Source organism: Lentzea sp. NPDC051838 (assembly GCF_040681245.1).
Classification (GTDB): Bacteria; Actinomycetota; Actinomycetes; order Mycobacteriales; family Pseudonocardiaceae; genus Lentzea.
Genome location: NZ_JBFAYI010000007.1, coordinates 1 through 16,835 on the forward strand (window position 1 = coordinate 1; position 16,835 = coordinate 16,835).

General features: G+C 68.4%; 16 protein-coding genes. 7 read left to right on the forward strand and 9 right to left on the reverse strand.

Annotated elements, in window-relative coordinates:
* Positions 1 to 152 precede the first annotated feature (152 nt).
* The 6 genes from AB0M24_RS18040 to AB0M24_RS18065 all read right to left on the reverse strand — a co-directional run bounded on the left by AB0M24_RS18040 (position 153) and on the right by AB0M24_RS18065 (position 6,497).
* Complete coding sequence (locus AB0M24_RS18040) at positions 153 to 1,196, reverse strand: IS30 family transposase (RefSeq protein WP_363769304.1); 1,044 nt, start codon at positions 1,194 to 1,196, stop codon at positions 153 to 155.
* A gap of 496 nt (positions 1,197 to 1,692) precedes the next feature.
* Positions 1,693 to 2,928, reverse strand: a complete 1,236-nt coding sequence (fabF, locus tag AB0M24_RS18045; RefSeq protein WP_363768313.1) for a beta-ketoacyl-ACP synthase II — start codon at positions 2,926 to 2,928, stop codon at positions 1,693 to 1,695.
* Positions 2,925 to 3,161 (reverse strand): acyl carrier protein, encoded by a 237-nt coding sequence (locus AB0M24_RS18050; protein ID WP_089950824.1) that lies wholly within the window; start codon positions 3,159 to 3,161, stop codon positions 2,925 to 2,927. Before AB0M24_RS18050 ends, fabF begins: the two co-directional genes overlap by 4 nt.
* Before the next feature lie 34 nt (positions 3,162 to 3,195).
* Positions 3,196 to 4,173 (reverse strand): beta-ketoacyl-ACP synthase III, encoded by a 978-nt coding sequence (locus AB0M24_RS18055; protein ID WP_363768318.1) that lies wholly within the window; start codon positions 4,171 to 4,173, stop codon positions 3,196 to 3,198.
* Positions 4,174 to 5,100, reverse strand: coding sequence for an ACP S-malonyltransferase (locus AB0M24_RS18060; RefSeq protein WP_363768321.1), 927 nt, complete (start codon positions 5,098 to 5,100; stop codon positions 4,174 to 4,176).
* 194 nt (positions 5,101 to 5,294) lie between these two features.
* On the reverse strand, positions 5,295 to 6,497 hold the full coding sequence (locus AB0M24_RS18065) for a helix-turn-helix domain-containing protein (protein ID WP_363768324.1): 1,203 nt from the start codon (positions 6,495 to 6,497) through the stop codon (positions 5,295 to 5,297).
* A 122-nt stretch (positions 6,498 to 6,619) separates the two neighbouring features.
* On the opposite strand from AB0M24_RS18065, the gene AB0M24_RS18070 reads away from it, so the two are divergent.
* From AB0M24_RS18070 to AB0M24_RS18080, 3 genes are all read left to right on the forward strand, one after another.
* Complete coding sequence (locus AB0M24_RS18070) at positions 6,620 to 8,176, forward strand: alpha/beta fold hydrolase (protein ID WP_363768327.1); 1,557 nt, start codon at positions 6,620 to 6,622, stop codon at positions 8,174 to 8,176.
* 219 nt (positions 8,177 to 8,395) lie between these two features.
* Complete coding sequence (locus AB0M24_RS18075; protein WP_363768330.1) at positions 8,396 to 9,166, forward strand: hypothetical protein; 771 nt, start codon at positions 8,396 to 8,398, stop codon at positions 9,164 to 9,166.
* A 132-nt stretch (positions 9,167 to 9,298) separates the two neighbouring features.
* Positions 9,299 to 10,354 carry a glucose-1-phosphate thymidylyltransferase gene (locus AB0M24_RS18080; RefSeq protein WP_363768333.1) on the forward strand — a complete coding sequence of 352 codons (1,056 nt, stop codon included), beginning with the start codon at positions 9,299 to 9,301 and terminating at the stop codon, positions 10,352 to 10,354.
* Here AB0M24_RS18080 and AB0M24_RS18085 read toward each other — a convergent pair.
* Positions 10,351 to 11,394, reverse strand: coding sequence for a winged helix DNA-binding domain-containing protein (locus tag AB0M24_RS18085; RefSeq protein WP_363768336.1), 1,044 nt, complete (start codon positions 11,392 to 11,394; stop codon positions 10,351 to 10,353). The two genes, AB0M24_RS18080 and AB0M24_RS18085, sit on opposite strands and share 4 nt — an antisense overlap.
* A gap of 9 nt (positions 11,395 to 11,403) precedes the next feature.
* Positions 11,404 to 12,486: a phytase gene (locus AB0M24_RS18090; RefSeq protein WP_363768339.1), complete on the reverse strand. Its 1,083-nt coding sequence runs from the start codon at positions 12,484 to 12,486 to the stop codon at positions 11,404 to 11,406.
* 55 nt (positions 12,487 to 12,541) lie between these two features.
* Here AB0M24_RS18090 and pnuC point away from each other — a divergent pair, with 55 nt between their 5' ends.
* The gene (gene pnuC / locus AB0M24_RS18095) at positions 12,542 to 13,165 is read left to right on the forward strand and encodes a nicotinamide riboside transporter PnuC (RefSeq protein ID WP_363768342.1); all 624 of its coding nucleotides are present in this window, start codon (positions 12,542 to 12,544) and stop codon (positions 13,163 to 13,165) included.
* On the forward strand, positions 13,162 to 14,331 hold the full coding sequence (locus AB0M24_RS18100) for a M14 family zinc carboxypeptidase (protein WP_363768345.1): 1,170 nt from the start codon (positions 13,162 to 13,164) through the stop codon (positions 14,329 to 14,331). The genes pnuC and AB0M24_RS18100 overlap by 4 nt, the downstream gene beginning before the upstream one ends.
* Here the strand turns inward: AB0M24_RS18100 and AB0M24_RS18105 are convergent.
* Positions 14,328 to 15,077, reverse strand: a complete 750-nt coding sequence (locus tag AB0M24_RS18105; RefSeq protein ID WP_363768348.1) for an SDR family oxidoreductase — start codon at positions 15,075 to 15,077, stop codon at positions 14,328 to 14,330. The two genes, AB0M24_RS18100 and AB0M24_RS18105, sit on opposite strands and share 4 nt — an antisense overlap.
* Positions 15,078 to 15,325: 248 nt before the next feature.
* On the opposite strand from AB0M24_RS18105, the gene AB0M24_RS18110 reads away from it, so the two are divergent.
* On the forward strand, positions 15,326 to 15,997 hold the full coding sequence (locus AB0M24_RS18110; RefSeq protein WP_363768351.1) for a TetR/AcrR family transcriptional regulator: 672 nt from the start codon (positions 15,326 to 15,328) through the stop codon (positions 15,995 to 15,997).
* Positions 15,967 to 16,758, forward strand: a complete 792-nt coding sequence (locus tag AB0M24_RS18115; RefSeq protein WP_363768354.1) for a maleylpyruvate isomerase family mycothiol-dependent enzyme — start codon at positions 15,967 to 15,969, stop codon at positions 16,756 to 16,758. The genes AB0M24_RS18110 and AB0M24_RS18115 overlap by 31 nt, the downstream gene beginning before the upstream one ends.
* Positions 16,759 to 16,835: the final 77 nt, after the last annotated feature.

Genomic DNA, 16,835 nt, shown 5'->3' on the forward strand with positions numbered 1-16,835 from the left:
AGTCGACGAAAAGCGTGTCGAGTTGACACCCCTGACCTGGCGCGGCCAACGTTCAGCCACGACTCGTGACGGGACCCACCCCACCTATTCGTTGTGAGGTAAGGGCAGCTCGCCTTCGGGGTGGATTCCAGGGGTCGTCGCAACACAGGTGGTCAACTGGCCTGAGCCAGGAGTTTAGTGAGGCGTTCGGCTGGGGTGTCCCAGTCGAGTGTCTTGCGTGGGCGGCGGTTGAGCTGGGCTGCGACGGCGGCGAGGTCGTCGGCGGTGTGGGCGGACAGGTTGGCGCCTTTGGGGAAGTATTGGCGTAGCAGGCCGTTGGTGTTCTCGTTGGAGCCGCGTTGCCAGGGGCTGTGCGGGTCGCAGAAGTAGACGGGCATGCCGGTGGCGATGCTGAACTCGTGGTGGCGGCCCATTTCCGGGCCTTGGTCCCAGGTCAGCGACTGCCGCAGAAGTTCCGGCAGGGTGCCGATCGTGGTGATGAGACCGTCGCGGACGGTCTCGGCGTTGTGACGTTCGGGCAGGTGCACGAGCATCACGAACCGGGTGGTGCGCTCGACCAGGGTGCCGATCGCGGAGGTGCCGCCACCACCGATGATCAGGTCGCCTTCCCAGTGACCGGGGACGGCGCGGTCGGCGACCTCGGCTGGCCGGTCGCTGATCATCAGCATCGGATGGGTGAATCGGGGCTGGCGTGCGTCGCCGGTGCGGCGGGGTTTGCGCACGGTGCGGCCGGTGCGCAGCGCGCGGGCGATTTCGCGGCGCAGCTCGCCGCGGCCTTGCAGGTAGAGGGTCTGGTAGATCGTCTCGTGGGTCACGTGCAGCTCCGGCCGGTCGGGGTGATCACGGCGCAGCCGGCGACTGATCTGCTCGGGACTGCACCGGTCATCCAGCATGCCCTGCACGAGATCATGCAGTTCAGGGCAGGCGGCGATCTTGCCGGTCTTCGGGCGCGGACGACGTGCCTCGGCCCGGTCCTGGGCCGCGTAGGGCCGGTAGTCCCCCGAGCCGGGATGACGGTTACGCGCGATCTCCCGGCTGATCGTGGACGGGCTGCGGCCCGACTCCCGCGCGATCGACCGTAGTGAACGGCCCGCCCGCAGCCCGTCAGCGATCACGATCCGCTCGTCGACCGACAAGAACCTGTCCGAGCCTGGTGCGGGCCGGACGGGAGGCACCTTCTGCCCGGCCCGCGCCACGTCTGCTCGTCCGTGCCGCCATCGATAACCGGTCACCCGGTTGACTCCCACGATCCGGCAGGCCTCGTCGTTCCCCACACCCCGCGCCACAAGATCAAGATAAGCCTGGCGCTCCGCCACCAGCTTCCTACGTCCCTGCGGCGACCGATCCCCGCGGATCTCGAACACTGCAACCCCTGAACAACTCAGGTGTTGCAACGATCCCTAGAACCCACGCGGCGTCGCCCAAGCAGCTCGGCTTCGCCATCGCCCTGCCACCGCCTCCCGCCCCCGGTTCTAGCTCCCGCTCCCGCCTCCGCCTTCGCCCCGCGTCCGCCGTTCCCGCCTTCGCCCTCGCCGCGCCCTCGCCGCGCCTCCGCCCCTGTGCCTTCCCCGCGCCTTCGCCCCTGTGCCTTCCCCTCGCCCCTGTCCCGTCCTCGCTCGGCTTTTCCATCTGGGAAAGCCGAAGCCCCGGCTTGCGGGTGCGGGCCGGGGCTTCGTGGTGGTGCGGGCGTGACTAGGCCGGGGTGAAGGCCAGGGCCACGTTGTGGCCGCCGAAGCCGAACGAGTCGTTCACTGCGGCGTCCAGCTTGATCTTGCGCGGTTCGCCTGCGACCACGTCCAGGGAGACGGCCGGGTCCAGGTTTTCCAGGTTCAGCGTTTGTGGAACCACGCCATCGCGGATCGAGAGGACGGTCACGATGGCTTCTACTGCGCCTGCTGCGCCCAGGAGGTGTCCCAGGGCGCCCTTCGGGGCGGTCAGGACCGGGTGGTCGCCGATCGCCTTGCGGATTGCCACGGTTTCCGCGACGTCGCCCACCGGGGTGGAGGTGGCGTGGCAGTTGACGTGGCCCACGTCGGACGGGTCGATGTTGCCGGAGCGCAGGGCTGCGGCGATGGCGCGGGACTGGCCCACGCCCTCGGGGTCCGGGGCGGTGATGTGGTAGCCGTCGGCTGAGGTGCCGATGCCTGCCAGGCGGCCGTAGATCTTGGCACCTCGGGCTTCGGCGAACTCTCGGCGTTCCAGGACCATGATTCCGGCGCCTTCGCCCAGGACGAAGCCGTCGCGGGCCGTGTCGAACGGGCGCGAGGCCTTTTCGGGCTCGTCGTTGCGGGTGCTCATGGTTCGGGCCTGCGAGAAGCCCGCTACCGGGATTGCCGTGATGCACGCTTCGGCGCCGCCTGCCACGACCACGTCGGCTTCGCCGGACTTGATCATGCGGTAGGCCCAGGCGATGGCTTCGGCACCTGAGGCGCAGGCCGAGACCGGGGCGTGGACGCCTGCTTGGGCCTTCAGTTCGAGGCCCACGTGGGCGGCCGGGCCGTTCGGCATCAGCATCGGGACGGTCAGCGGCGACACCTTGCGCAGGCCCTGCTGCTCCAGGAGGTCGTCCTGGGTCAGGAGGGTGATCGCGCCGCCGATGCCCGTGCCGATGATCACGGCCAGGCGCTGGCGGTCCACGGTGTCGTCGCTGTGGCCCGCGTCCTGCCACGCCTGGCGGGACGCCACGATGGCGACCTGCTCCGAGCGGTCAAGGCGCCTCGCCTCGACGCGGGGAAGCACCTCGGTGGGGTCGACGACCAGCTGGGAAGCGATCTTCACCGGCAGGTCGTACTTCTCCACCCACTCGTGGGTGAGGGGGCTGACCCCGCTCTTGCCCGCGAGCAGTGCGTCCCAGGTGGACGTGACGTCACCGCCGAGCGGGGTGGTGGCACCCAGCCCGGTGATGACGACCTCGATGTCCGAACTCACTTGTTGCTGGTGATGTAGTTCACCGCGTCACCAACGGTCTTGAGGTTCGCCAGCTCGTCGTCCGGGATCTTCACGCCGAACTTGTCCTCAGCCTGGACGGCGATCTCGACCATCGACAGCGAGTCGATGTCGAGGTCGTCCACGAAGGACTTCTCAGCGGTGACGTCGTCGGCGGCAACGCCGGCGACCTCTTCGACGATCTCGGCAAGACCGGTCAGGACGTTGTCGCTCACTGAAGTTCCCTTTCGATTGAAACGGTGGAAAAACTCATGGGACCCGGACCACCTGTCCCGCGTAGGACAGGCCTGCGCCGAACCCGACCATCAGCACCACATCTCCCGAGGAGATCTCGCCCGCCGCCCGCATGTGGTCCAGTGCCATGGGGATCGAGGCCGAGGAGGTGTTACCGGATTCGACGATGTCTCGAGCGACCTTCAGGTCCTCCCGCGCACCATTGTTGCGCAGGCGCTTGGCGATCGCCTCGATGATCCGCAGGTTCGCCTGGTGCGGGGCGAACACGTCCACATCGGACAGTTCGACACCCGCGAGCTCGGCGGCGCGGAGAGCGATGGGCGCGATCTGGGTCGTCGCCCAGCGGAAGACCGTCTGGCCTTCCTGGTGGATGAAGGAGTCGCGGTCGACGATGTTGATGACCTCGGCCATGTCACCGGCCGAGCCCCACGCGACGGGGCCGATCTGGTTGTCGTCGCTCGCGCCGATCACGACGGCGCCCGCGCCGTCCGCGAAGATGATCGCGGTCGAGCGGTCGTCCTGGTCGGTCCAGTCGGTGAGCTTCTCGGCACCGATGACGAGCACGTTCTTCAGCGTGCCCGCGCGGACGATGTCCGACGCGGTGGCGACGGCGTAGCAGAAGCCCGCGCACGCGGCGTTGAGGTCGAACGCGGCGGCGGCCTTGATGCCGATCTTGTCCGCGACCTGGGCGGCGGCGTTCGGGATGGTCGACGGCATCGTGCACGTCGCCACGATGACGCCACCGATGTCGGCCGGGGTGAGACCCGCGTCCTCGATCGCCCTGGTGCCCGCCGTGACCGACATGTCCACGACGCCCTCGTCCTTGGACGCGAACCGCCGGTTGACGATGCCGACGCGGTCGCGGATCCACTCGTCGGACGTGTCCATCCGCGCGGCGAGGTCGTGGTTGCTCACCACCGTCTCGGGCTGGTAGCTGCCGAGGCCGATGATGCGGCTACCCGCGGATGCCTGCGGGGCCTGGAAGGTCGTCACTTAGTTAGCTCCAACGGTGTCGAACAGCTCCGCGACCTTCTCGAGCTGGTCGGGGGTCTTGAGGGCGAGGGTGGCGGTGCCCTTCATCGCACGCTTGGCGAGACCCGTCAGCACGCCGGCGGGCGGCAGCTCGACCGAGCCCGCGATGCCCTTCTCGACGAGGGTGGCCTGGCACAGGTCCCAGCGGACGGGGCTCGTGACCTGGGAGACCAGGCGCCGCAGCACCTCGGTGCCCTCGGTGACGACCTGACCGTCCTTGTTGGACACCAGCGGCAGCAACGGGTCGTGCGTGGTGACTTCGGCGGCACGCGCGCGCACTGCGTCTTCCGCAGGCGCCATGTACTGGGTGTGGAACGCGCCCGCGACGGCGAGCTTGCGGATCTTCGCCGGGCCGGGAGGGTTCTCCACCAGCGCGTCGAGAGCCGAGTGCGGACCGGCGGCGACGATCTGGCCGGCGCCGTTGCGGTTGGCGGGCACGAGACCGAGCTCCTCGAGGCGCGCGAGCACCTCCGGCTCGTCGCCGCCGAGCACCGCGGCCATGCCGGTCGGCTCCAGGGCGCACGCCTCGGCCATCGCGGCACCGCGCACGGCGGCCAGCGCGACGGCGTCGTCGGCGCTGATGACACCCGCGACCGCGGCGGCCGCGAGCTCGCCGACCGAGTGACCGCCGACGATCACGGCGGACGGCAGTTCGACGCGCTTGCGCAGCTCACCGAACGCGAGCACGGCGAGTGCCACGACCAGCGGCTGGGTGATGGCGGTGTCGACGATCTCGTCGGCCTCCGCGGTGGTGCCGAGACGCACCAGGTCCAGGCCCGTGATCTCCGACCACGTGCGGACCTGCTTCTCCGCCCCCTCCAGTTCGAGCCAGGGGGTGAGCATGCCGGGCGTCTGGGACCCTTGTCCGGGCGCGAGGAGTGCGATCACGCCGATTACTAAAGCTGGTGAACCCACCGGTACCCCATGCTGTAAAGAACGAAGTACGGCGATCGTATTTGTAGAGACCCTACAAAAGTGTCGGCCAGGTGAACGATCCTCGACGTCCTCGCAGGTCAGCGCATGGGCAGGTCGTTTGGCTCTCACCCTAACGGATGTGTGCGAAGTCGGTCACAGGCCGTTCGCTACCACAGCCCCCGGGCCCGAGCAAGGCGGCCTACAGACAAAGCGACGCGAAGCACAAGCGCGTCTCGAGCGTCATGTGCATTTCTTCCCGTCATTTCCTGAACGCGCCGAAGGCGATATCTGACCGTGTTCGGGTGCACGAACAGCCTTTTCGCGCACGTCTCGAGCACGCCGCCGACCTCCAGGAACGCGTCCACGGTCTCCAGCAGCGCGCCGCCCGCGTCCTCCAGTGGCCGCGCAACCCTGTCAACGAGCTGCCACTCGGCCTCCGGGTCGCCCGCCAAAGCGCGTTCCGGCAGCAGGTCGAGCGAGCGGACCGGCCTCGGAGCGGCGGGCCAGCCCACGACCGCGCGCAGTCCGCTCAACGCGTCGCTGGCGCTGCGGTGGGCCTCCGAGAGGGAGGCGACTGTGGGTCCCGCCACAACGGGTCCTTCGCCGAAGCCTTCCGCTATCCGGCCCAGCACGTCCTCTCCGGTCTCCGTCGGGCCGCCGAGCACGACCACCAGCCGCGAGCCCTGGACGGACAGCAGCACCGGCCGTCCCGCACGCGCCGCCTTGCTGCGGACCGAGTAGATGATCGTGGGCGGGTCCTCACCGCCGGGGTTGCCGACCAGGACCGTGGCTTCGAGCGCCGGGTCCCAGCCGAGTGCGGCCGCACGCGACAGCAGTGACTCCTCGGGGTCGCCACGCACGATGCCGTCCACGACCAGCGCTTCCAGCCGGGCGTCCCACGCGCCACGCGCCTCGGCCGCCGCCGCATAAGAGGTGGCGGCGGAGAACGCGATCTCCCGGCCGTACCGGAGCACGCCCTCCATCAGCAGCGCGCGTTCGGCCTCGTCCGCGGCCATCTCCGGCATCTGGTCCTCGAAGTGCTCCAGCGCTATCCGGACCAGCTCGACGGTCTGGCGCAGGCTGACCCAGCGGGAGATGTCCTTGGGGGCGCTGCGGAACGCGTCCGCGGTGAGCCGGATCGCCTGCTGCCGGTCGTGCAGCCACTCGACGAACCCCGCCACGCCGTTCTGGATCAGCAGCAGCACGCTCGCGCGCTGGTCCGCGGGCATCCGGGCGAACCACGGCAGCCGCTCCTCCATCGCGGACACGCTCGCGGTGGCGAGTGATCCGGACGCGCGCTCGATCTTGCGCATCGTGCGGGCGGAGAGGGTGGGCGGGTGCTCCTCCTTCGCCGGGGCTGCCTTGGTCATACCCGCAGCTTAAGGCGTTCTGGGTGACATCACCGGGACGGGTGACAGAACCCTCTCCGTCGTTTGAACGGCCATACCTTCGGGAAGCAGAGGTCATTTCGGCTCGGCACGGAGGTTTCGTCTTGCGCAGGTTCCTGGCTTTCGTCCTCGGCGTGGTCATGCTCACCGCCACGGGCGTGGCAGCCGCGGCCGACCCTCCCGACCCCCTCGCCGAGTACGTCGCCCAACCCGTCAAGTGGTCCGCGTGCAGCGGAAAGCTCAGCGAGCTGGAATGCGCGACGCTCATGGCGCCGCTCGACTACACCAAACCGGCCGGTGACCGGATCAACCTCACGATCAGCCGGAAGAAGGCGGCGGCGCAGGACCGCAGGCGCGGCGTGCTGTTCACCAATCCGGGTGGACCTGGTGGTTCGGGGCTCGGCCTGCCGCTGTTCCTGGGCAAGTCCGAGCTCTCGCAGGTCTACGACGTGATCGGCCTCGACCCGCGCGGGGTCGGCGGGTCGACGGCGCTGAACTGCCGAGCCGCACCGGCGATCGCCGACCCGGAGTCGCGGCCCGCGGACAGCGAGTTCGGCAAGTGGGCGGCCGAGGCGCGCGAGGCCGAGGAGGCGTGCCAGAAGTCGTCCGGCGGGATCCGGCAGTTCATCAGCACCGCGAACACCGCGCGGGACATGGACGTCGTGCGCGCGGTGCTGGGCGAGCAGAAGATCAACTACTTGGGTTACTCCTACGGCACGTACCTGGGCGCGGTGTACGGGACGTTGTTCCCGAACCGCCTGGACCGCAGCGTGCTCGACTCCGCCGTGCACCCGGAGTGGGTGTGGCACGAGCAGTTCCGGCAGCAGGCCGTGGCGTACCGGCACGACGTCGAGGTGTGGGCGGCGTGGGTGGGGGAGCGCAACGAGAAGTTCGGCCTGGGCAAGTCGCAGGACGAGGTGATCGCCGAGGTCGAGAAGGTCGCCGCCAAGCTGCACGGCACGCCGGTCGGTGAGCACGACCGCTCTTCCTTCGACGGCGCGGTCGGGGTCGGCTCCCGCTACCGTCCACTGTGGTCAGACCTCGCGTCGATCGTGATCAAGCTGCGGTCGGGCGAGAAGCCCGCCAACACCGAAGGCGCCAAGGCCGGGCAGCTGCTCGCGAAGACCGGTCTGCAGGAGCTGCGGTCCGGCGTGTTCGACACGGTCACCTGCGAGTCCGACTGGCCGACCGACCTGCACGTCTACTACGAGGACATGCGGACGTTCCGCGAGCGCTACCCGTTCGGCTTCGGGATCGTCCGCGCCGCACCGATGACGTGCACGTTCCGCTCGTTCACGCCGCCGGAGGAGCCGGTCAGGATCGCGCGCAACGGATACCCCGTCGGCGTCGTCGTGCAGTCCGAGGGCGACACGCAGACGCAGTACGCGAGCGGGCCCGCGATGGCGTCGAGGTTGGGGCACAACCTGATCAGCGTCGTCGACGAGGGCAAGCACGGGCTCTACAACGGCGGCAACAAGTGCGTCGACGACAAGGTCAACCGGTACCTGATCGACGGTGCGCTGCCGGGCAGCAGCTCCGAGTGCGCCGGCGACCCGCGGCCGGACGTGCCGAAGGACGGTCAGGGAGGCGCGGCGCCGGCACTCTCGCCGGACCGGATGCAGCTGTATCTCGACGGCCGGGGACTCTCCGCGCGACCGTAGAAATCTCTTGGGAAATGTGGAAGGGCCCGACACGGAGCGTGTCGGGCCCTTCCCTCTCCCCGGTCCCCACCGGTAGTTCCACTCTGGACTGTATTGAGACAAAAATCCACGTCAGCCACCCTTTCGTGTCACAGTGTCGAAGTTGCCGAGCGGGGTGAACCGCGAAACGATCAACTGGTCGGATCTTCACTCACCGCAACTTTGTTCTTTGGAGGGCCCGTGGGCTCGCAAATCACCGAGGGCCTGGGCCAGGCGTGGGCGATGGTGGCCACGTTCGTGCCGAAGCTGCTCGGCTTCCTGCTCGTTCTGGTCATCGGCTGGTTCATCGCCAAGGCTCTCGCCAAGGGCGTCCAGTTCCTGCTCAAGCGCGTCGGCTTCGACAAGCTCGTCGACAAGTCGGGCCTGAACAACGCGATGCGCCAGTCGCCGATGGACGCGACCGGCCTGATCGCCAAGATCGTCTACTACTTCGTGCTGCTGATCGCGCTGCAGCTGGCGTTCGGCGTGTTCGGCGCCTCGAACCCGGTCAGCACGCTGCTGAACGAGGTCATCGCGTACCTGCCGCGCATCGTCGTGGCGATGGTGCTCGTGATCGTCGCGTCGGCCATCGGCACGGCGCTCAAGGGCCTCGTGACCGGCGCGCTCGGCCAGCGCTCGTACACGAAGATCCTGGGCAACATCACGTACGGCTTCGTGATGGCGCTGGGCATCATCGCGGCGCTCAACCAGCTGGGCATCGCGATCTCGGTGACCATGCCGGTGCTGATCGCCGTGCTCGCCACGGTCGCCGGCGTGATCATCATCGGTGTCGGCGGTGGCCTGGTCCGCCCGATGCAGGCGCGCTGGGAGGGCTGGCTGAACCGCATGCAGGAGGAGGCGAACGTCGAGTCGCCGATGCCGCGTGCCTCCCAGGAGATGCCCGCCACCGTGGGTGGCCGCATGGGTGACGCCCCGACGCCGCCGTCGGGCATGCCGATGAACGAGAAGTAGTTCTCATTTCGTCGAAGGGGCCCCTCGCGAGGGGCCCCTTCTTCGTGTTCTGACGGTTCTCCAGTTTCGATCCAGCGGGCGCACGGACGCTCGTATCCACCCGAACTTGTCCGCTGTCGCGGTGGAGGACCCATGAAAGCCCTTGTGCTGTCCGGAGGAGCGGGAACAAGAAGTCGTCCCGCCGGATGCTCGCTGCCGCCGCTGCTCGTCCCCATCGCGAACAAACCGGTGCTCGAGTACGTCGTGGACAACCTGCGGGACATCGGGATCACCGAGATCGGCGTCGTCGTGGCGGACGGCGAGCACGAGGTCGCCGAGCAGTACGGCGACGGGTCGGTGCTGGGTGTGTCGTTGACCTACATCGACCAGCGGTTCTCGCTCGGACTCGCCCACTCCGTGAGGACCGCCAGGCCGTTCCTCGGCGACGACGACTTCGTGCTCTACCTGGGCGGCACGGTGTTCGCCGAGGGCATCACGCAGATCGCCGACGACTTCGTGCGGCTGCGGCCGTCCGCGCAGGTGCTCGTGGACAAGGTGGAGGACCCGTCGCTGTACGGGGTCGCCGAGGTGGACGAGAACTCGCGCGTGACGCGGCTGATCGAGCAGCCTCGGGAGCCTCGCAGCGATCTCGCGATGATCGGCGTCTACTTCTTCACCTCCGCCGTGCACGCCGCCGTCGACGCGATCGAGCCGTCGTGGCGCGGCGAGTTCGAGATCACCGACGCGCTGCAGTGGCTCGTCACGCACGAGCGCGACGTGCGGGCGTCGAGCTACTCCGGGTTCTGGAAGGACACCGGGAGCATCGAGGAGGTGCTGGAGTGCAACCGCGAGCTGCTTCTGGGGCTGCGGAAGGACGTCCAGGGCGTGGTCGACGACGAGTCGCGGCTGATCGGCGACGTCGTGATCGAGGAGGGCGCGCGGGTCGTGCGCTCGTGCATCGTCGGGCCCGCGATCATCGGTCCCGGCACGCTGGTCGAGGAGTCGATCGTGGGGCCGTACGCGTCGATCGGCGCGGACTGCCGGATCACCGAGTCCGGGGTGGCCGACTCGATCGTGCTGAACGAGGCGTCGGTGCACAACGTGTCCGGGATCGAGACGTCGTTGATCGGGCGCAAGGCTCGCGTCGGATCGGCGCGCCAGCACCGGCTGGTCGTCGGTGATGGCGCGCACGTCTCGGTCGCCGCCTAAGAGCTCATCCAGTCCTGAAGGCGGTCGCACTCCTCGGCGACCGCCTTCTGCCTGCTCTTCGGCAGCTTGTCGAGGTAGTCGACCGAAATGGTCTTGTCTTTCGCCATGGACCAGGTGGCGACGACGTAGCCGTCGACGAGGACTGTCGGCTTGCCGCCGATGACGACGCCGAGCCGGTCGTCCGCGATGACCCTCCTGCGGTCGGCGTGGGCGAGCAGGATGTTGTCGAACTCGGGCAGAAGCCTCACTGGCAGTGAGGTTTCCGGGTCGGGGCGCGGCGCGTCCGGGAGGTCGAACAGCTCTTTGCCGGCCTCGTTGCGGAAGGTCTCGAGCTGCGGTCGGAGTGCTTCGAACGTGTCGGTGAGCCTGGTGAGGCCGGACCACTGCTGGGCGTCCATCACCGTCGCCGGGCCGAATGCCTTGAGGTAGCGCAGGACCAGGCGTTCGAGTGGCATGGGGTGCTGCTCCTGGTCGAGCCAGGACTCCATCGTCGTGCAGACCGCCCGGCCGCTCTGGTGCCACAGGCCTCTCGGCGGAAGCTGGACGAGCGCGAGCTTGTTGCGCAGTGCGTTGCCCAGGACGGTGTGCTCGCGGTCGGGCCAGAGTTGTTTCAGCTGTTTTCCGGCGTCCGCGGTGCCCTGAGGGTCCTCTTCGAGGATCTTGCGGCCGGCTTCGGCGACGGCGTCGAGATCGAGACCCCTGAGGTGTTTCGCGAACGGGCCACTCTGCAGCTCCCGGTCGAGCCGGAGCTGCATGTGGGGCCGGAGGGTCAGCGCGTCGACGGCGCTTACCAGGTGGATCGTGCCGCGCATCAGCAGGATGCGGACGACGTACCTGCTGACGAGGAGATCTTCGAGCTCATCGGGCCGGAAGTGGTTCAGCCGCGTCCACAGACCGATGTACGGGGACTTGGGTTCCTGGGCCTGGATGCCGAAGAGTCGTTCGATGGCGGCGAACGCGCCTATGTCGGCGCGTTCGCGCAGCATCTGTCGTTCGATCAGTGCCCGGTTGAGGGCGTCCTGGCTCAGCGTTGTCCCCATCGGGACAGGTTAGAACCTGATGAACGCGAAACCCGTGCCATTCGGACGTTCGCCGTCGTGGACGACGAGCAGGTTGAGCTTGCCGGTGACGATGTCGGCGCCGTCGGAGTGCTCCACGTCCTTGATTCGGAAGTCCTTGAGCGGCTTCATGTCGGCCTTGCGGTAGGCGACGAACCGCGAGTCGCCCTGGCTGGACGCGAGCAGCACGTCGTTCGCGATCGTGAGGCCCTCGGCGTCGGCTTCGAGCCACTTGCCGCCGAAGCCGGGGTTGGGACCGTCTGCCTCGCACTCCTCGGTCTCGGGGTTGTACTTCTGCGGCGCGCCCCAAGTCCTGACCTTGTCGACGAGCTGCGGTTTGCCGAAGCCGTTGGAGCGCAACGGGATGCGCCAGATGCCGACGTCCTCCTGCGCCGCGTACAGCGTGCTGGTGCGCTCGTCGATCACCATGCCCTCGACCTGCGGGCCCTCGCCGGGCTCGCCGCACACCGTCCACTGCTTGCCGTTCGGCAGCGTGAAGGTGCTCGGAAGGTCCAGAGTGGACACCTTGCGGGTGTCGTTGTCCTTGGTCGCCTGGAGGAGCGCGATGCGGGCCTCGCTGCGCTGGCTGGTGACGACGACGTCCTTGCCGTTGATGCGCCCGGCGGCCAGGCCGTAGACGGTGTGCTGCTCGTCGACCTCCGCCTCGGTCTTGCTGAACACCGGTTTGGTGGCGGGGTTCGTGACGTCCTTCGCACCGCGTTCGTCCACTTGGAACACCCGGATGCGGTCACGGCCGCGGTCGCTGACGAACGCGCGGTCGCCCAGCACGTCGACGTTGTTGTAGCGGCCGGGCTTGGCATCCGGCGTGGGAGGCTTCGGCGCCGGGTACACGCCGATCGTGCGGCCGTTCAGGTCGAACGCCGCCAAGCCGCCTTCCTTGAGTGTGCCCAGGACCACACTGCGTTCGGTGTTGCGCGGGTTCACCCAGATGGCCGGGTCGTCGGCGTCTGAGGGCTCCTCGAACGTCTGCGTGATCACCGTCGGTGTGATGACGGGAGTCGCAGGTGCGGTGAGGAACAAGGGCACGAGCGCCAGCGCTAAGGGAGATGACATGGTGGGAACGTAGAAAACACCGGTATACGGCGACTGAACCACGGGAGAACAAGCCGTGTGGTACGAGCTGGGACTGACGATCTTCGGACAGAAGATCGCGTACACGGAGCTGTTCGGGCAGGTCCTCGCGTTGGCGGTGGTCTTCCTGGCGCAGCGGCGTTCACTGTTGACCTGGCCTGTTCAACTCGTCTCGGTCGCATTGCTGTTCACGGTCTACGCGTCCGCGCACCTGGGTGGTCTCGCCACTCGGCAGATCGTCGTCGGGCTGATCGCCGTCTACGGCTGGTACGCGTGGGTGCGCCGGCGTGACCCGGTGTTCGGTGTCGTGGTGCGCAAGGGCTCCTGGGTCGAACGGCTAGTAGTGGCCAGCGTTTTCCTGGTCGGCACAGTCGGTTTCGCGCTGGTTCTGGACTGGCTGGACGCCTCCTGGGCGCCGTGGCCGGACGCCGCGATCTTCGTCGGCACCGTGCTGGCGTTCACCCTGCAGGGACTCGGTCTGGTCGAGTTCTGGCTGGTGTGGCTCGTGGTCGACTTCGTGGGCGTGCCGCTGCAGATCCAGTCGGGCCTGTACTTCAGCGCGCTGGTCTACGTGGTCTTCGCGGGTCTGGTGATCCACGGTTTCGTCGACTGGAACCGCACGGCCCGGCGGTTGACAGAGGCGGCAAAGTCTCCTCTATGAGGGGACTGATCGCTTTACTGGCTGCTGCTTCGTTGCTGGTGCCCGTGCCCGCTCTGGCTGCTCCCGAGCCGCGGACCGGGTTCGAGAAGACCGGCAAGTGGACCACCGAGACCGAGGAGCAGGACTACCTGCGCTCGCTGGGTCTTCCGGTGTCGCAGATCGGTGAGACCGTGCAAGGCAGGCCGCTGCAACTGGTGCGCGTCGGCTCTCGGTCGGCGCGCACGGTCGTGCTGTTCATCTGTTCGCAGCACGGTGACGAACCCGCGGGCCGCGAAGCCTGCTTGATCCGGATGCGCTCGTTGCCGCGCTCTTCCGCCGTGACCTACCTGTTCGTGCCGAACGCCAACCCCGATGGCCGCGTCGCCGACACGCGCGGCAACTCTCTTGGCACCGACATCAACCGCGACCACCTGTTGCTGAAGTCCGCCGAGGCTCGCGCGATGGCCGCGGTGATTCGTGACTGGCGGCCTGACGTCATCCACGACCTCCACGAGTTCGGGCCTTCCGCGCCCTACTACGTGAAGGACGTGCTCTGGCTGTGGCCGCGCAACCTCAACGTTGCTTCAGGTGTGCACTCGCTGTCCGAGTCGCTGTCGCGGTCTTACGTGCGGCCTTCTGTTGAGGCGGCCGGCCGGACGTCCGGTGTCTACGGCATCTACGTCGACCCGGTGACCGGTGAGCCGGTGCGTCAGGTGGCGGGTGATCACCAGGAACGCATCCTGCGCAACACGGGTGGGTTGAAGCACGGCATGGGGTTGCTCGTCGAGACCAACGTCGACGGCACTCCCGCATACCGCGTCGACTCGCATTTGAAGGCTCTGGACGGCACGCAGTCGTTCGTCCGGGATCGGCGTGCGGAGATCGAGGCCGCCAACGCCGCTTCGCGTGCGGTGCGATCCGGCCCGATCTACTTCGCCGGCGCCGACAACCAACCGCCGGCGCCTGGTGACGTGCTCGCGACGCCTCCCTGCGGCTACGTCCTGACCGGTGCCCAGTACCGCGAGTTCTCCGACGAGCTCGCGCTGCACGGCATCAAGTCGCAGTACCTGCGTGGCGGCGATCGCATCGTGCCTCTTCGCCAGGAAGCGCGTTCCATCATCCCGTTGCTTCTGGACGCCCGTGCCGCCGAACCTCTGCTGAAGGCACAGCCCGTCGCCCAGTGCTAGCTCCGTTGAGCCGCAAGCCACTCGTCGAAGGTCGTCGGGGCGATCTCCGCGTCCGCCGCCGGTAGCAGGACGTCGCCGGCGGCGGTCTCGTCGAACACGCCGCCGTGCCAGGTCGCCACGAGCTTCGTGCTCCTGCCCTGGACGGCGAGCGTGCGGCGAGCCATGTCGACGAGTTCGTGCGTCTCGGGGCCGGCGATGTCGCGGTGCCGGCCCTGCGGCGTACCTACGGCGACTCGGGCGAGAACGTCGGCGACGTCGGCGGGGGCGATCGGCTGCATCAACAGCGGCGGCAACTGCGCGACACCGTCGTGTTCCACCCACCCCACGAACGTCGCGGGGAAGTCGTAGAACTGCGTCGCGGGAACGATCGTGTACGGGATCGGCCCGGCCTCGACGGCGTCCTCCTGGGCGCGCTTGCCCGCGTGGTGAGGGTTGCCGGGCACGGTGCGGACGCGGGCGATGGACAGCACGACGTGGTGGCCGACCCCGGCGCGCTGTTCGGCGGCGAGCAGGTTGGCCGCGGCCGTGGTGAAGAAACCGACGGCCTCCGCCTCGGTCGCGGCCTCGACGCTGGTGGTGTCGACGACCGCGGCCACGCTCTTCAGGGCTTCGTCGAGCCCGGTGCCGGCGATGACGTCGACACCGTGGGTCCGGCTGATGGGCACGACGTCGTGCCCGTCGCGGTGCAACGCGGCGACGGTCAACGACCCGATCCGTCCACTGGCCCCGACCACGGCTACTCGCATGGTGGCAACTCCTCGCACAGCGCGGACATCAGCGGCCCATTCTGGCGACAGCCGCCCAACCCTGCCAGGCCTGCGCGGATGCAAAAGACGTTTGCGGACGTCCGCAAACGTCTTTTGCACAACCGATATATCAGCGCTCTGACCAGGCCTTTAGCAATGAAACTTTGGACTTCGTCCGCAAAAGATCCATTGCTAAGGGGCTTTTCGTGTAACTTGCGGACGTTGGCTATAGGCTATAGCTTGGAGGGATGATGGCGGTTCGGGCCGACGGACGGCGGCGGGTGGACACGCGCCGGGCGATCCTGGACACCGCGGTCGAGGTGATGGCCGAGCGCGGTGTCGCGGGGCTGAGCCTGTCCGAGGTGGCGCGGCGGGTCGGGATCAAGCAGCCGTCGCTCTACAAGCACTTCGCCTCGCTGCACGCCGTGTACGACGAGGTGTTCCGCGAGGGTGCGCAACGTCAGCTGGAAGCGGTCGCGCGAGCGGCGATGGCGAGCGAGCCGGGCCTGCCCGCCATGGAGGCCGTGGTCGAGGCGATCGGGCGGCTGGCGATGGCGAACCCGGTCGTCGCGCAGCTGCTGTCGTGGAGGCCGGTGCCGGACTTCACCCCGTCGGAGGAGGCGTTCCGGCCCAGCGTTGAGATGGTCGGCATCGTGCGGACGATGCTGCGGGACGCCGTCGCCGCAGGTGAGCTGGACCCGGCCGCCGACTCCGACTCCGGTGCCGCGCTCTTCTCGATCGTTGTGGCGGGGACGTTGACCCAGCAGCTGGCCAACGAGCCCGGCGCCACCTACGAAGGCGGTCGCTTCAGCTCGCTGCTGCCGTCCGCCCACGCCATGTTCGTCCGGTACTTCGCCCCGAAGATCGTCTCGCAAGCGGAGGGACAACCGTGCACCAGACCCGAGCACCGCAAGCCCTGACCATTCCGAGACCGAGCCCCCGCGACGCCGCCGCCGAGAGCCTGGCCGAGATCGAGGCGTTCACCGCGTTGCTCGCTGACGTGCCCGACGAGGAGTGGAGCCGGCCCACGGCCAGTGCCGGGTGGAGCGTGCACGACATGGTCGCCCACGTCGTCGGTCAGCACATCGCGTCCGCACGCCCGTGGACGATCCCCGGGAAGCTCAAGCAGGGACGTCGCCGATTCCCCGGCCGCACCACGCTGGACGCCCACAACGCACTCCAGATCGCCGAGTACGGCACCCGCACGCCCGCCGAACTCCGCGGCCTTCTCCAGCGGTTCGGGCCGAAGGCGGTACGCGTCCGGCTGCGGGCGCCGGGGTTCGTCCGCGGCCGGAGCTTCGCGAAGATGTTCCCCGAGGAGAGCCTGCCGGACGGCACGTTCGCCTACCTCTTCGACGTGCTGTCCAACCGGGACACCTGGATGCACCGCCTCGAGATCGCTCGTGCCACGGGCCGGCCGTTCGTCACAGGAGAGCACGATCGCGGCGTCGTCACCCAGGTCGTGCGCGACCTGGCCCAGGAGTGGTCAGGCCTGCCGATCACGCTGGAGCTCGCCGGCGGCCGGTGGTCGTTGGGCGATGGCGAACCGGTCGCGGTCGTCCGTGCCGACGCGCTCGACTTCCTCTGGAACCTGTCCGGGCGCGGCGGTGACCCCGCCCTCGACATCGACGGTGATCCCGCGGTCAGTTCGGCTGTGCTGGACGCTCGCGTCGTGTTCTGACCGTGAGCAGGTCGCGGTGTTCCAGGGTCCACAGAGCAGCTCGCGACTGCGTCGTCGACACCCGAACCCATCACGGC

What these genes read in the sequence shown, in the direction of transcription:
- AB0M24_RS18105 (WP_363768348.1), bottom strand. Translation starts at nt 15,077, where the DNA reads ATGCGAGTAGCCGTGGTCGGGGCCAGTGGACGGATCGGGTCGTTGACC.
- AB0M24_RS18100 (WP_363768345.1), top strand. Translation starts at nt 13,162, where the DNA reads ATGAGGGGACTGATCGCTTTACTGGCTGCTGCTTCGTTGCTGGTGCCC.
- AB0M24_RS18090 (WP_363768339.1), bottom strand. Translation starts at nt 12,486, where the DNA reads ATGTCATCTCCCTTAGCGCTGGCGCTCGTGCCCTTGTTCCTCACCGCA.
- AB0M24_RS18080 (WP_363768333.1), top strand. Translation starts at nt 9,299, where the DNA reads ATGAAAGCCCTTGTGCTGTCCGGAGGAGCGGGAACAAGAAGTCGTCCC.
- AB0M24_RS18085 (WP_363768336.1), bottom strand. Translation starts at nt 11,394, where the DNA reads ATGGGGACAACGCTGAGCCAGGACGCCCTCAACCGGGCACTGATCGAA.
- AB0M24_RS18065 (WP_363768324.1), bottom strand. Translation starts at nt 6,497, where the DNA reads ATGACCAAGGCAGCCCCGGCGAAGGAGGAGCACCCGCCCACCCTCTCC.
- AB0M24_RS18110 (WP_363768351.1), top strand. Translation starts at nt 15,326, where the DNA reads ATGATGGCGGTTCGGGCCGACGGACGGCGGCGGGTGGACACGCGCCGG.